Origin of the sequence: Dyadobacter psychrophilus (assembly GCF_900167945.1) — a bacterium.
In the GTDB taxonomy this organism is placed as follows: Bacteria; Bacteroidota; Bacteroidia; order Cytophagales; family Spirosomataceae; genus Dyadobacter; species Dyadobacter psychrophilus.
The window spans coordinates 430,518-444,157 of record NZ_FUZA01000004.1 but is presented as its reverse complement, the minus strand read 5'-3'; the positions used below and the strand labels follow the sequence as shown (position 1 = coordinate 444,157).

The following is a 13,640-nucleotide window of genomic DNA, read 5'->3' as shown; positions in this document are numbered from 1 at the left end:
ATATTATCACAGTTAGGTTATATCGGTAATCTCTAAAATCAACAAATTTGGTATATCGCGCCCAGAACCGGACAAAAGGATTTTTGCAAGTTTGTCGCTCTATTTTTGAACAAGATAAACGTAATTTTACAAATTAAATTACCAGTTACAAAATTTAGCACCTATGCGTTATGCTCCTATCGGCAAGGATCTTTTTATAGAAAACCGCCGCCGGCTTACCCCATTATTGAAGCCAAAGTCATTGGTAATATTGAATTCCAACGACATCATGCCGACCAATGCAGACGGCTCTATGGGTTTCAAGCAAAATACGGACCTGTTCTATTTTACCGGTGTGGATCAGGAGGAAACAATCCTCGTCCTCTCTCCCGAACATCCTGATGAAAAGCTGCGGGAAGTCCTTTTTTTGAGAGAGACCAATGAAATGATTGCTATCTGGGAAGGTGAAAAACTAACCAAAGAGCAGGCAAGAGAAGTAACAGGCATCAAAACCATTTACTGGACGCATCAATACGAAACGGTTTTCCGCAACATTATTTTTGAAGCTGATTACGTATACCTGAACACCAACGAACATACTCGAAACGACTCCCAGGTGCAAACTCGTGAGACGCGCTTTGTGAATGAGTTCAGAGAAAAATATCCTATTCACGCGTTGGCAAGGCTTGCTCCGCTTATGCACCAGCTGCGCGCTATCAAGCAGCCAAGGGAAATTGAATTGCTCCAAAAAGCCTGCGACATTACGAAGCTTGGTTTTGAACGGCTTTTGAAATTTGTAAAACCTGGCGTTGAGGAATTTGAAATTGAGGCTGAGCTGCTGCACGAATTTGTCCGCAACCGTTCCAAAGGATTTGCTTACCAGCCGATCATTGCCTCCGGCGCCAATGCCTGCGTCTTGCATTACATTCAGAACGACCGTCCGTGTAAGGATGGCGACGTTCTTTTGCTCGACGTTGCGGCTGAGTACGCCAATTACGGAGCGGATCTGACCCGGAGCATTCCGGTGAATGGTCGTTTTACAAAAAGGCAGCGTGATGTTTATGATGCTGTTTTAAGGGTTTTTAAAGCGGCAAAAGGCATGTTGGTTGCTGGAAATATCTGGGACGAATATCATTTGGAAGTCGGCAAAATCATGGAAAGTGAACTGATCGGGTTGGGCCTGATAACAAAAGATGATATTGCCAAACAAGACCCTGAAACCCCCGCTTATAAGAAATATTTCCCGCACGGCACTTCCCATTTTTTAGGCCTGGACATTCATGACGTAGGCAACAAATACCGCCGTTTCGAGCCAGGAATGGTGTTTACATGCGAACCGGGCATTTACATTCGTGAGGAAGGCTTGGGAATCCGCCTTGAAAATGACATTCTGATTACACAAAACGGAAACCTCGATTTAATGGCGCATATTCCGATTGAAGCAGAGGAAATTGAGGAGATGATGAATCGGTGATGTGAATGCTTTGATGCATTCTTTTTGTAAATTTGTTCAGATCAAATTGAAAACAAATGGAAAACACGATCAATTTCAACATTCCGCTGTCGTTCCAACAGCTAGTGGATATAGTAAGGCAACTACCGAGGCCGGAGCGTGAAAAACTGGTTACAGTTATCCAAGAAGAGCAGCTGGACGACGAAGAACCTACAAAAGAGCAGATTCTTGAAAACTTGAAGCAAGATTACATCGCTTTAAAAGCAGGAACATTAAAGACATGGCCCCTTAAAGACGTTTTGAATGAGCTTTGAATTAATTGTTTCCACACACTTCAAAAAAGAATTAAAACGGCTTTCCAAAAAATACGATTCATTGAAACAAGATGTTCATGAGCTTGGTGAAAGCCTCGCCGACAATCCTGCTCAAGGCAAGCCTATTGGAAAAGATTGCTTTAAAATTCGCCTGGCGATAAAAAGCAAAGGCAGAGGGAAAAGCGGCGGCGCGCGAGTCATAACCTGTGTTTTTTCTTTACAAGAAGAAGTTGTGCTCCTTAGCATTTACGACAAAGCAGAAAAAGAAAACATTAAGTCAAGGGAGCTAGACGAATTGCTCAATGCTATTGCTAGGGACTAGTAACATAAACATTACCACAATCATCAAAAGCCGGGAGATTTAGCGTCTTTCCGGCTTTTGATTCTTAACAACCTTTGGTTTTGGAAATGGAGTTATTGCCGGAAGACATTTATAAGCTGTTAATATCATTTTTTCTGGGGGCTGTAATTGGCACTGAGCGGGAATACAGGAGCAAATCGGCAGGATTGCGGACAATGATCCTGATCGCGGTTGGTTCTACTTTATTTACGATTCTGTCTATTAGAATCAGTTCGGATGCGGGAAGGATCGCGGCTAACATTGTAACGGGAATTGGTTTTATAGGTGCCGGGATCATTTTTCGCGAAAACAACCGGGTTGTGGGCATAACAACCGCGGCGATCGTATGGGTGACAGCTGCGGTGGGAATGGGCATTGGTGCTGGTTTTTATGAAGTGACAATCGCTACTTTCATTATTTCCGGACTATCACTGGTCATCCTGGCCCCTATCCAAAAATTTATCCGTAAAAAAAGCCAGATCCGGAATTACAGGCTTGTCTGCCCTTATCAGAAAAAAACATTGAAACTATATGAAGAGCTTTTCAAAGTTAACGACCTGAAAATTTTGCAAGGACAGCAAAGCCGTTCCGGCGGGCAGATCACGGGAAGCTGGACATTGCAAGGCTCCGAAAAAAAGCATGAAAAACTTACGCACCATTTACTGAATGACCCCGGGATTATAGAATTTGACTTTTAGCAAGGAACTGCACATGGATTAGAGGATTAGATTTTGATTAAAAATGGATGTAAAACCCCTCCATACGCGTCTTTTGAGAACAGTAAAACGTTATAAAATATCTGGGGGAAACTTTATAACCGAAAAATACTTTATAAATAAACTAACCCACTTTCAAGAATGATTTACAAGGCCAAAACCGCGTAAATCGGAATTACAATGTTCGTTATGCCCGACATCATTAAACAAAAGCTTTGGGAAATACTGGCCCTCAACACCTCGGAACCCGAGGCTGACTGGTTAAAAAGCCGCGCCACTGCTAGTCCGATGGACCTGATGACCGCATTCGTAGCCGCTCCCAGGTTTCTATCAAAAAAAATCATTTCAGTAGATAAAGACAAAAAATGGGAGCTCAACGCCGAGATTCCCGGATTTTCTGTTGAAGGCTGGTCGCTTGTGAGATTGGCGCGCGTTTGGCTGCTTACCCAACTTGATCCTTCCGACAAGGAGGAATATGTAAAAAACATTGAAACGCTCTTTGATACGGCTGAAATGAATGAGCTGGTGGCGCTTTATTCCGCATTACCAGTGCTTTCTTATCCGGATCAATGGCTTTTCCGGGCGACTGACGCAGTTCGTTCCAATATGGGTTTCGTATTTGATGCTATTGCATTGCATAACCCGTATCCCGAGAGACATTTCAGCGAGCTGGCCTGGAATCAGCTGGTTTTGAAAACCATATTCAATGACAAACCCATTCATTTTATTGAAGGTTTGGAGAATCGCGCAAACGAGAAACTTGCGATCACGCTTTCTGACTTTGCGCACGAACGCTGGGCAGCTGGACGGAGCGTTCCGGCGCAGGTTTGGCGGCTGGCGGGTAAGTTCATGAACCCGACTTTGCTGGCTGATATGCAGCATTTGTTTGATTCTGAAAACGTTGACGATCGCAAAGCAGCTGCATTGGCTTGCAATGATTCGTCACTTGCTTCGGCCAATTATCTTTTGGCCAAATACATTGATCTTGAAAAATCAGTTAAGTCCGGCGCTTTAACCTGGGCTGATCTTGAACACTGAAACCTGAACCTATGTGCCTAAACAATAACGATACAACACCTAACCCTTCGCATTTTGAAGACAGCGAAGAAACAGTCGCAGCGCCTGCGCACCGCGACATTGCCTGGAACGACTACAAAGACCTGATCAAAGGAATGCGCTTTTTCGACCCGCATATCCACATGGTTTCCCGGACAACAGACGATTACCAGGCGATGCACCAAGCCGGCATAGTGGCTTTGATCGAACCTGCTTTCTGGGTCGGGCAGCCACGAACGGGACTTTCGAGCTTTAAAGATTATTATAGCAGTCTGGTGGGCTGGGAAAGATTCCGCTCCTCACAATTTGGTATAAAGCATTATTGCACAATGGGACTTAACTCCCGCGAAGCGAATAATGAACCTCTTGCAGAGCAGGTTATGGAAATCCTGCCTCTATATATTTATAAAGAAGGCGTTGTTGGCGTTGGCGAAATTGGTTTTGATGACCAGACTCCTGCCGAAGAAAAATATTATCGTTTACTGCTTGAACTGGCCAAATCAGCCAAGCTGCCCGTACAAATCCACACGCCGCACCGGGACAAGAAAAAAGGCACGGAACGCAGCATGGCCATTGCATTGGAACATGGAATTGACCCTTCGTGGGTAATCGTTGATCATAATAATGAGGAGACGGTGAAAAGCGTTTTGGACAAAGGTTTTTGGGCTGCATTTACGATTTATCCTTTTACAAAAATGGGCAATGAGCGCATGGTGAAAGTGGTGGAGCAATATGGCCCCGAGCGCATTATGGTTAATTCCGCAGCTGACTGGGGTATTTCCGACCCGTTGGCAATTCCTAAAACGGCTGCATTAATGAAAATGCGGGGCATACCGGACGAAACAATCCGCATGGTAACCTATCAGAATGCAATTAATGCATTCGGCAAAAGCGGGCAGATCGATGTGACTGATTTTGAGTCGGATTATGCCATCGATCATACCGAAAAGTTTCATGGAAACAGCATTTTGAGAGGCGGGCAGCAACCTTCGCCCGCCAAAGATTCATTAGTAATTAATTAAAGTGAGCAGCTTAAAACCCTATCTGCAGCTAACCCGTCCTGCCAATGTGGTCACCGCATTTACCGATATTTTTGCGGGAATGGCCATTGTACAATTTACTTTTTCAGACTTTTCTCCTGCTCTTCTGATTGTTTCCACATTGGGCTTATACGGTGGCGGCGTGGTCATGAACGATGTGTTCGACGCAAAGCTCGACGCCGTTGAACGTCCCGAACGACCCATACCAAGCGGAAAAGTGCCCTTGAAATCCGCAGCAATGATGGGCATTTCCCTTTTGTTTCTGGGGATTCTGGCAGCCGCAATGTTCAGTGCTCTGAGTGGGATGATTGCGATAGTTGTTGCTATGCTTACTGTTTTATATAACCGTTTTGCAAAGCATAGCCGGGTGCTTGGGCCGTTAACCATGGGCATGTGCAGGGGTGGAAACCTCATCCTCGGCATGAGTGTGCTGCCGGAATCGCTTCAAAGATGGGCGTGGATTGCATTATTTCCGATTATGTACATCGGCGCTATCACGTTGATCAGTCAGGATGAAGTGCACGGCGGTAAAAAGACAACACTTTACATTGCAGCACTTTTGTATTTAATCGTTCTGTTTTCGCAGTTAAAACTCGCCAATGAGCATGGTAATTTGCTTTATACATTACCCTTTGTTTTATTACATGCCTGGCTCATATTCAGGCCATTATGGAATGCAATGCAAAATCCGGTCGGGCCGTTGATTGGTAAGGCGGTGAAAGCAGGCGTTATTTCCCTGATCGTGATGAATGCTTCATGGTGCGTTGCTTTTGGTTTATGGCCACTGGCATTGCTGGTTTTGGCGTTATTGCCTTTATCAATGCTTTTGGCAAAGGTTTTTGCGGTAACTTAGTGTTAAAAATTACTTTTTTGCGTGTTCAATGTCGATTTCAATGCAAACCATACAACAGCGTTTCCAGGTAGAATACAATTATGCAGTATTCTTTACCGAAAATTTATTTGATACAAAAAACCCTTTACTGCAAGATTTTTTCAACGAATATACAGAACAAGGCTTTCAGCGTAAGGCTTTGGTGATTGTGGACGAGGGGTTTGCTCAGCATCATCCAGATTTATCTAACCAGATCCAGTCCTATTTCGCTGCTTCTGTTTCCCATATTCAGCTTGCCCCGGAAATCATCATTGTCCCTGGCGGTGAAGCTTGTAAAAATGATCCGGCCCTTTTTGACAGCCTGGTAGAAGCTGTTGATACTTATGGCATTGACAGACATTCGTTTATCATTGGCATAGGCGGCGGCGCGGTGCTGGATTTAGTAGGTTATGCAGCCGCAGTTTCGCACAGAGGCATTAAACTAATTCGGATTCCAACAACCGTTTTATCTCAAAACGACTCGGGTGTCGGCGTCAAAAACAGCATTAACTTCCGCGGAAAAAAGAACTTCCTGGGCACATTTGCCCCCCCGGTTGCCGTATTTAATGATCTTACTTTATTGAGAACATTGGACGACCGCGATTGGCGGGGAGGCGTTTCGGAAGCAATTAAAGTTGCATTGATTAAGGATGCTTCGTTTTTTGAATGGATTGAAGAACATGTTGCTGCATTAGCAAATCGCGATGAAGAAGCTATGGCTTACCTCATTCACCGCTGCGCAGAAATGCACACAGACCATATTGCAGGCGGCGATCCTTTCGAATTCGGTTCTTCGCGACCGTTGGATTTCGGACACTGGGCGGCGCATAAGCTTGAATTTTTGACAGGTTTTCAGGTTCGCCACGGCGAAGCGGTGGCCATAGGAATTGCGCTGGATTGTGTGTATGCCGCAAAAATCGGGCAGTTATCCGAAACAGAATTAAACCGCATTCTCGACGTGCTGGGCAAATTAGGCTTCGACCTTTTTCACCCAAAACTGTCGGAAAATGATAAAATCAATCTCCGTAATGGTTTAAACGAATTCCGCGAACATTTGGGCGGAAGGCTTACCATTATGCTTTTAGAAAAAATAGGAAAAGGCGTGGAAGTCCACGAACTGGATGCAGACATTATCGCACAATCGGTTGATTATCTGGAAGGAACCAAAATCATTCATGCATTATGATCACGCCTTACGGACATTTAACTTATTGCAGCAACATTCATCCCGGCGAAAAATGGGCGGACCATTTCCAGTCGCTTCGGGACAATATTCCATACATCAGACAGCAACTTGCGCCCGGACAATCATTCGGGCTTGGCCTTCGCGTTGCGAATGAAGCGTCGATTGAACTTAGTAAACCTGAGGTTTTACAAGAATTCAAAAACTGGTTGAAAGAACAGGATGTTTACGTTTTTGTGATCAACGGTTTCCCTTATGGCGGCTTCCATAACACAGTTGTAAAGGATAATGTGCATACTCCCGACTGGACAACGACCGATCGGTTAAATTATACAATCCGCCTCTTTAACATTCTTTCCGAACTGCTTCCAGAAGGAATGCATGGAGGCGTCTCTACGCCGCCGCTGTCTTACCGCTTGTGGTGGACAACGATGGAAGAAAATATTAATGCAACCGAGCAGGCGACGGATCACGTTTTGCAATTGCTGGACGAACTGATCAAAATTGAACATGAAACCGGCAAGCTGCTTCACCTCGACATCGAGCCGGAGCCCGACGGGATTCTGGACAATGCAGTTGACTTTGTGAAATGGTATCGGGATGTATTATTGCCAAGAGGAACCGCTTATCTGTCAGAGAAATACAATGCAACTGCTGAGGAAGCCAAAGCGACGATCCTGAAACACATTCAGCTCTGTTACGACATTTGCCATGCCGCGGTTGGTTACGAAGACCCGGAAGAAATTTTGGCTTCACTGGACGAAGTTGGGATTCAGGTTGGCAGGATTCAGGTAAGCTCTGCGCTGAAAGTTAATTTTTCCAATGAACGTGAAATTAAACTGAAAGCAATCGAAACATTCGACGAGCCGGTTTATCTGCATCAGGTTGTGGCTTTGAATGAGGATGAAACAAAATCACATTATCCCGATCTGAAAGAGGCGTTGACGGATTGGAATGATAAACAGAAAGAATGGCGCGTCCATTTTCACGTTCCGCTTTTTATTCATTCTTACGGCGTGCTGGAATCTACGCAGGGCGACATTATCAAAACACTCGCTATTCACCGGGAAAAGCCGTTTTCTTCGTTTTTGGAAGTGGAAACCTACACTTGGGGCGTTTTGCCCGAAGATATGCAGAAGCCCATCGGCGATTCGATCGTGCGTGAAATTCAATGGGTGAAGAAAATACTTAGTTATGAATAAAACAGTCGTAATCGACATTGTAGGTTTAAGTGCAAACCTCATCGGTGAACATACTCCGTTTCTTGCCAAATATTTAAAAGACAGACATTTAACACCGATTAAACCTGTTCTTCCTGCCGTAACCACTACATCACAAAGCACTTACATTACCGGCAAATGGCCAGCGGAGAATGGCATTGTGGGCAATGGCTGGTATGATCGTGAGGACTCGGAGGTTAAATTCTGGAAGCAGTCCAACAAGCTTGTCAAGGGCGAAAAAATCTGGGATGCTGCCAAAAAGCTGGACCCCAGTTTCACCTGTGCGAAAATGTTCTGGTGGTATAATATGTACTCGACTGCCGATTTCTCAGTAACGCCGCGCCCGCAATATCATGCAGATGGCGTTAAAGCGCCGGATTGTTACGCCTATCCACCCGAGCTACGCGATGAACTTCAAAAAGATTTAGGTCAATTTCCACTTTTCAATTTTTGGGGTCCTAACGCGAACATTAAATCCACCAAATGGATCGCCGACTCATCCATGTGGGTTGAAAAGAAGCATAATCCGACATTGACGCTGATTTATCTCCCGCATCTGGATTATTGTTTACAAAAATTCGGGCCTGACTTTTCCAAGATCAGCAATGAGCTGAAAGAAATCGACGATGTCGTTGCAGAACTGATCCAGTTCTATGAAGCGCGCAATGCGAAGATCATTCTGCTTTCGGAATATGGGATCAATCCAGTGAATAATCCGATCCATATCAACCGTATTTTAAGAAATGAAGGCCTTATTTCGGTGCGGACCGAACGCTGGTATGAATTGCTCGATGCTGGGATTTCAAAAGCCTTCGCAACGGCCGATCATCAGATTGCGCATGTCTATCTGAATGATGAATCGGTTAAAGAGCAAGTTGTTAATGTATTGAAAAAGGTGCCGGGGATCGATTTAATTTTAGATAAAGAACAACAAAAAGCATATCATATTGACCATGAACGCTCCGGGGACCTGGTTGTTATGGCCAAGCCGGACAGTTGGTTCACCTATTATTACTGGCTGGACGACGCCAAAGCACCGGATTATGCACATTTGGTGGACATTCACCGCAAGCCGGGTTATGATCCGGTGGAAATGTTTATGGATCCTAAAAATCCGCTCATTAAGCTTCGTGCTGCCTATAAATTAGCCCGTAAACTGATGGGGTTCAGGTACTTAATGGACGTTATTCCACTCGATGCAACATTGGTAAAAGGCTCGCACGGAAGCATTAATGTTCCCGCCCAATATTTCCCGATCTGCATTACAGATTCCGCTTTGGAAAAACCTGAGATCGAGGCAGTCGATGTCTATGATGTAATCTGGAAACATCTGATTTAAAACACTTTGCTAAAAACAAAAGGCGCTTCATGACGTTGATAAGAAAAAACTTCAACGTCATGACACTTAACGCACTCCCTATATTTTTCCTCTTAACAATGGGCCTTGCCACCATTTCATGTTCCAAAGATAAGGACATGGAGGACGACCCCGGGACGATTACAAATCCGGATACAACCATTAAAACAAAAGACGCATTTCCAGGTCTGACATTTACCGATCCTGTTGAAATGAAACAACTTCCGGGCGATAGCAGCCGGTTTTTTGTCGTGGAGCAGGCAGGTGTTATCAGGGTTTTTCAAAACAATGCTGCTGCAACAACCAGTTCCGTTTTTCTGGATATAAAAAGCAAAGTGCAGGATGGCGGCGAACTTGGGTTACTAGGCCTTGCCTTTCATCCTGATTTCAAGACGAACGGCTATTTTTATGTCAATTACACGGTCGGCTCACCGCTAAAAACAGTCATAGCACGCTACAAGGCCGCAACCCCAACGGCAGAACGGGCGGATCCTGCCAGCGAAGCGGTTTTATTTACATTTAATCAACCTTATGCCAACCACAATGGCGGCTCGCTTCAATTTAGCAAAGATGGTTTTTTGTATATTGCCACAGGTGATGGCGGCAGCGGTGGCGATCCGCAAAATAATGCGCAGAACCGCAAAAGTTTGTTAGGCAAAATCCTCCGCGTGGATGTAGACGGAACCGCAAAAGGCAACTATGGAATTCCCTCCGACAACCCTTATCCGGTTGGTAATAATGATGGCTATCTGCCCGAGATTTATGCTTATGGGCTGAGAAACCCCTGGCGGATCAGTTTTGATATGGAAAACGACCGTTTGTTTGCAGGCGATGTTGGACAGAATAAGCGCGAAGAAATTGACCTCATTACCAAGGGCGGTAATTACGGCTGGCGGCTCAAAGAAGGCGTCGATTGTTATGATCCCGCTTCCAATTGCAATGCGGCCGGCCTCATTGAGCCGATCCATGATTACAACCAGAACAATGGCGACAGGTCCATCACGGGCGGTTATGTTTATAGGGGAAAGGCTATCAAAAGTCTGGTTGGGAAATACATTTACGGAGACTTTGCCAGCGGCAGGATATGGGCGCTGGAACTGGATGGTGACCAGAAAAAAAGCAATGCAATTTTGTTCGAAAATAAAGGATCAATCTCCTCATTCGCACAGGATGTCAGCGGAGAAGTTTACTATTTGAATTACGGTGAAGGCAAAATAATGAAGTTTGTTCGCGGAAATTTAAATTGAAAAATTAACCGGTCATTCTATCTTTGCCGAAAACTCAAACAAAATAAGATGTCTAAGGTTCTGATCATTGGTGCAGGTGGAGTTGGAAGTGTTGTGGCCCATAAATGCGCGTTGAATAGCAATGTTTTTACGGAAATTATGCTGGCCAGCCGCACAAAATCAAAGTGTGATAAAATCGCTGCAGAAATTAAAGAAATGCACGGCGTCACCATTGAAACGGCACAAGTTGATGCGGATATCGTTGCTGAAACAGTGCTGCTGATCAAACGTTTTCAACCGAAATTGCTGATCAATGTTGCTTTGCCTTACCAGGATCTCACGATTATGGAGGCTTGCCTGGCAACGGGTGTACATTATCTCGACACAGCCAATTATGAGCCGAAAGATGTCGCCAAGTTTGAATACAGCTGGCAATGGGCTTATCAGGAAAGGTTCAAAGAAGCTGGCTTAATGGCCGTTTTGGGCTGTGGCTTCGATCCCGGCGTAACGCAGGTTTATACGGCATATGCCAACAAGCATCATTTTGATGAAATGCATTATCTGGACATTATCGACTGCAACGCGGGCGATCATGGAAAGGCTTTTGCGACAAACTTCAATCCTGAGATCAACATCCGCGAGATAACTCAGCCAGGTCGCTATTGGGAAAATGGCGAGTGGGTTGAGATTCCTGCCATGTCCATTCACAAGCCTATCGAATATCCGGGAATCGGGCCGAAAGAGAGTTATGTGCTTTACCACGAAGAGCTTGAATCTTTGGTAAAAAACTTCCCTACATTAAAGCGCGCACGTTTCTGGATGACGTTTGGACAGGCTTACATTACGCATTTGAATGTGCTTGAGAATGTTGGTATGACGAGCATTAAGCCTATCAAATTCAATGGAATGGACATTGTCCCGCTGGAATTTCTAAAAGCTGTGCTTCCTGCGCCGGATTCATTAGGGGAAAATTATTCCGGACAAACATCCATCGGATGCCAGATCAAAGGCATCGAAAATGGGGAAGAAAAAACTTATTACGTCTGGAATAATTGCGATCACGCCGAATGCTATCGCGAAGTGCGGGCGCAGGCTGTAAGTTACACGACCGGCGTGCCTGCTATGATCGGCGCTATGCTGATGCTAACGAATGAAGAATGGATGAAACCAGGCGTTTATAACGTAGAAGAGCTAAACCCGGATCCTTTCATGGATTTGCTTAACCAGCACGGATTGCCCTGGAACGAGCGGATTAACGTCCCGCTGCCGCATGAATATTGATGACTTTTCAACCTGTCAGCCTGAGCGGAGTCGAAGGCACGCTACTCCTTGGTAACGTGCCTTCGACTCCGCTCAGGCTGACAAGGTTAGTTCCGCTCAGGCTGACAGGTGTTTTGAACCTAACCTTCCATCGTGATCATCGCCCTTGTACAAACGCCACCGACAGGTGGATTGAACTTGGAAACCCGGACTGTAATGTTTGCTACGACCGGGTAATGTTCCCTTATTTTCTCGATGACCGTGAAACCAATGTGTTCCAACAATTTGGCTGGTTCCTTCATCACTTTTGAAGCGATCTGGTAGATCGTTTCGTAATTGACAGTTTCACTGAGCTTATCTTCCTGTGCAGCCTTTATAAAGTCGGCTGTGATGATGATATCCAATGCGTATTTGTTACCAATTCGTTGCTCCTCAGGATAATAGCCGTGGTAAGCAAAGAACTCAAGACCTTCAAGGCTTATTGTTCCCAATGTATTCTAGATTTGATCAAAAAATGAGCCTCCACCGGTTTTCTTTGGTTGGTTTTCGGGCACGCGCGGGCGGTTGACTGGTGCATTCTCTTGAACGCGCGGACGATTAACAGCTTGTTCAGTTTCTCTGGCCCGCTCAGTCCTTTGAAGTTCGGCCAATGCTGCCGCTGACTCCTCTGCTGCACTTTTTGGCTCCTCTTTTACACTATATTCAATTTCTTCTTCGAAAAGCTCAGGCTCTTCAATTGGCTCTGGTTCCGGTTCTGCCTCAACGGTAACCTCACTGACCAGCTCCGGCTCTTCGTCCTCAAATGTTACCTGGGGAACAAACTCTTCCTCGTCATCCATCACAACTTCTTCCTCAGCATCCACAACCTCGAATAAAACTTCCGGTTTCTCATCCTGAAGAATAACTTCTGCATCCGGTTCAGACGCCTCCTCTAGTTGCGGAACGATTCTTGGCTCAACCGGGAATACGGCTTTCTTAGGAATTTCGATCTCAGCAATATGTTGCTTAATCTCCTCCATTTTATTCAAAACAGACTGTTTGTCATATTTCTGCTCGAACCTTTCTACGGTTTCAATGGTGTTGTTGGCCAGCGAAGAAAGTTGTACAATCAGATTGTCCCTGAAATTTTCTATCGCCCTGAAATCGCGTTCTTGCAGCTTCACTTCCGCAGCAAAATCTTCTTTGAAACGCTTTAATCTATCTTCCGTTTCGCGGATAACCTGGTTCGTCCTGTTCTCAGCTTCGGTTACCAGATCGTTGGCTGTGGTCCGGGATTCTTCAATCCGTTTTTCAGCGTTTTCATTCGCTTCTTTTTCAATCAGCTTGCTGGTATCCTCAGCCGCTTTTAACGTCCTGAACAGCGTAGATTCGATATCTTTCAGCTTGGCCAGCTCTTTTTCGGCATACTCAAGCTGCATTTTCAACAAGCTGTTTTCGCTGGAAAAACGCTCCCATTCCTGCGATAACGAGTTAAGAAAAGCATCTACTTCGTCCGGGTCGTAACCTCTGAAAATCTTTTCAAAAGTATGCTTGCGTATGTCTATAGCGGATATTTTCATGATGCATTCTATGCTTTGGTACTTAGTTAAAAACGGTCGTGTAAGTTAAAGATATATGAATCATTT

General features: G+C 45.0%; 14 protein-coding genes. 12 read left to right on the top strand and 2 right to left on the bottom strand.

Annotated elements, in window-relative coordinates; all coding sequences use genetic code 11:
- Positions 1 to 163: 163 nt before the first annotated feature.
- From B5X68_RS17910 to B5X68_RS17855, 12 genes are all read left to right on the top strand, one after another.
- Positions 164 to 1,453, top strand: a complete 1,290-nt coding sequence (locus B5X68_RS17910) for an aminopeptidase P family protein (protein ID WP_082216108.1) — start codon at positions 164 to 166, stop codon at positions 1,451 to 1,453.
- A 56-nt stretch (positions 1,454 to 1,509) separates the two neighbouring features.
- Positions 1,510 to 1,746, top strand: coding sequence for a hypothetical protein (locus B5X68_RS17905; RefSeq protein ID WP_082216107.1), 237 nt, complete (start codon positions 1,510 to 1,512; stop codon positions 1,744 to 1,746).
- Positions 1,736 to 2,068, top strand: coding sequence for a type II toxin-antitoxin system RelE/ParE family toxin (locus tag B5X68_RS17900; RefSeq protein ID WP_082216106.1), 333 nt, complete (start codon positions 1,736 to 1,738; stop codon positions 2,066 to 2,068). The genes B5X68_RS17905 and B5X68_RS17900 overlap by 11 nt, the downstream gene beginning before the upstream one ends.
- Positions 2,069 to 2,154: 86 nt before the next feature.
- On the top strand, positions 2,155 to 2,784 hold the full coding sequence (locus B5X68_RS17895; RefSeq protein ID WP_082216105.1) for an MgtC/SapB family protein: 630 nt from the start codon (positions 2,155 to 2,157) through the stop codon (positions 2,782 to 2,784).
- Positions 2,785 to 2,991: 207 nt separating this feature from the next.
- Positions 2,992 to 3,840, top strand: a complete 849-nt coding sequence (locus B5X68_RS17890; RefSeq protein ID WP_082216178.1) for an EboA domain-containing protein — start codon at positions 2,992 to 2,994, stop codon at positions 3,838 to 3,840.
- Positions 3,841 to 3,851: 11 nt separating this feature from the next.
- Positions 3,852 to 4,880, top strand: a complete 1,029-nt coding sequence (locus tag B5X68_RS17885; protein WP_082216104.1) for a TatD family hydrolase — start codon at positions 3,852 to 3,854, stop codon at positions 4,878 to 4,880.
- Position 4,881: 1 nt separating this feature from the next.
- A complete protein-coding gene (gene eboC, locus B5X68_RS17880; RefSeq protein ID WP_082216103.1) occupies positions 4,882 to 5,751 on the top strand; it encodes a UbiA-like protein EboC in 870 nt (289 codons plus the stop codon).
- Between the two features lie 40 nt (positions 5,752 to 5,791).
- The gene (locus B5X68_RS17875) at positions 5,792 to 6,955 is read left to right on the top strand and encodes a 3-dehydroquinate synthase (protein WP_082216177.1); all 1,164 of its coding nucleotides are present in this window, start codon (positions 5,792 to 5,794) and stop codon (positions 6,953 to 6,955) included.
- Entirely contained in the window at positions 6,952 to 8,154 is a 1,203-nt protein-coding gene (eboE, locus tag B5X68_RS17870) for a metabolite traffic protein EboE (protein ID WP_082216102.1), read from the top strand. Before B5X68_RS17875 ends, eboE begins: the two co-directional genes overlap by 4 nt.
- Positions 8,147 to 9,511: an alkaline phosphatase family protein gene (locus tag B5X68_RS17865; RefSeq protein WP_082216101.1), complete on the top strand. Its 1,365-nt coding sequence runs from the start codon at positions 8,147 to 8,149 to the stop codon at positions 9,509 to 9,511. The genes eboE and B5X68_RS17865 overlap by 8 nt, the downstream gene beginning before the upstream one ends.
- A 59-nt stretch (positions 9,512 to 9,570) precedes the next feature.
- Positions 9,571 to 10,776, top strand: coding sequence for a PQQ-dependent sugar dehydrogenase (locus B5X68_RS17860; protein ID WP_229208467.1), 1,206 nt, complete (start codon positions 9,571 to 9,573; stop codon positions 10,774 to 10,776).
- Between the two features lie 3 nt (positions 10,777 to 10,779).
- A complete protein-coding gene (locus B5X68_RS17855; RefSeq protein ID WP_262485874.1) occupies positions 10,780 to 12,036 on the top strand; it encodes a saccharopine dehydrogenase family protein in 1,257 nt (418 codons plus the stop codon).
- A gap of 119 nt (positions 12,037 to 12,155) precedes the next feature.
- On the opposite strand, the gene folB is transcribed toward B5X68_RS17855, so the two are convergent.
- Both folB and B5X68_RS17845 read right to left on the bottom strand, forming a co-directional pair.
- Complete coding sequence (folB, locus tag B5X68_RS17850) at positions 12,156 to 12,506, bottom strand: dihydroneopterin aldolase (protein WP_082216098.1); 351 nt, start codon at positions 12,504 to 12,506, stop codon at positions 12,156 to 12,158.
- Positions 12,507 to 12,512: 6 nt separating this feature from the next.
- Positions 12,513 to 13,574 carry a DivIVA domain-containing protein gene (locus B5X68_RS17845; protein ID WP_082216097.1) on the bottom strand — a complete coding sequence of 354 codons (1,062 nt, stop codon included), beginning with the start codon at positions 13,572 to 13,574 and terminating at the stop codon, positions 12,513 to 12,515.
- Positions 13,575 to 13,640: the final 66 nt, after the last annotated feature.

Bases quoted from the DNA above. Each gene is read 5' to 3' on its own strand.
- B5X68_RS17910 (WP_082216108.1), top strand. From the start codon at position 164: ATGCGTTATGCTCCTATCGGCAAGGATCTTTTTATAGAAAACCGCCGC.
- B5X68_RS17905 (WP_082216107.1), top strand. From the start codon at position 1,510: ATGGAAAACACGATCAATTTCAACATTCCGCTGTCGTTCCAACAGCTA.
- B5X68_RS17900 (WP_082216106.1), top strand. From the start codon at position 1,736: ATGAGCTTTGAATTAATTGTTTCCACACACTTCAAAAAAGAATTAAAA.
- B5X68_RS17895 (WP_082216105.1), top strand. From the start codon at position 2,155: ATGGAGTTATTGCCGGAAGACATTTATAAGCTGTTAATATCATTTTTT.
- B5X68_RS17890 (WP_082216178.1), top strand. From the start codon at position 2,992: ATGCCCGACATCATTAAACAAAAGCTTTGGGAAATACTGGCCCTCAAC.
- B5X68_RS17885 (WP_082216104.1), top strand. From the start codon at position 3,852: ATGTGCCTAAACAATAACGATACAACACCTAACCCTTCGCATTTTGAA.
- B5X68_RS17875 (WP_082216177.1), top strand. From the start codon at position 5,792: ATGCAAACCATACAACAGCGTTTCCAGGTAGAATACAATTATGCAGTA.
- eboE (WP_082216102.1), top strand. From the start codon at position 6,952: ATGATCACGCCTTACGGACATTTAACTTATTGCAGCAACATTCATCCC.
- B5X68_RS17865 (WP_082216101.1), top strand. From the start codon at position 8,147: ATGAATAAAACAGTCGTAATCGACATTGTAGGTTTAAGTGCAAACCTC.
- B5X68_RS17860 (WP_229208467.1), top strand. From the start codon at position 9,571: ATGACACTTAACGCACTCCCTATATTTTTCCTCTTAACAATGGGCCTT.
- B5X68_RS17845 (WP_082216097.1), bottom strand. From the start codon at position 13,574: ATGAAAATATCCGCTATAGACATACGCAAGCATACTTTTGAAAAGATT.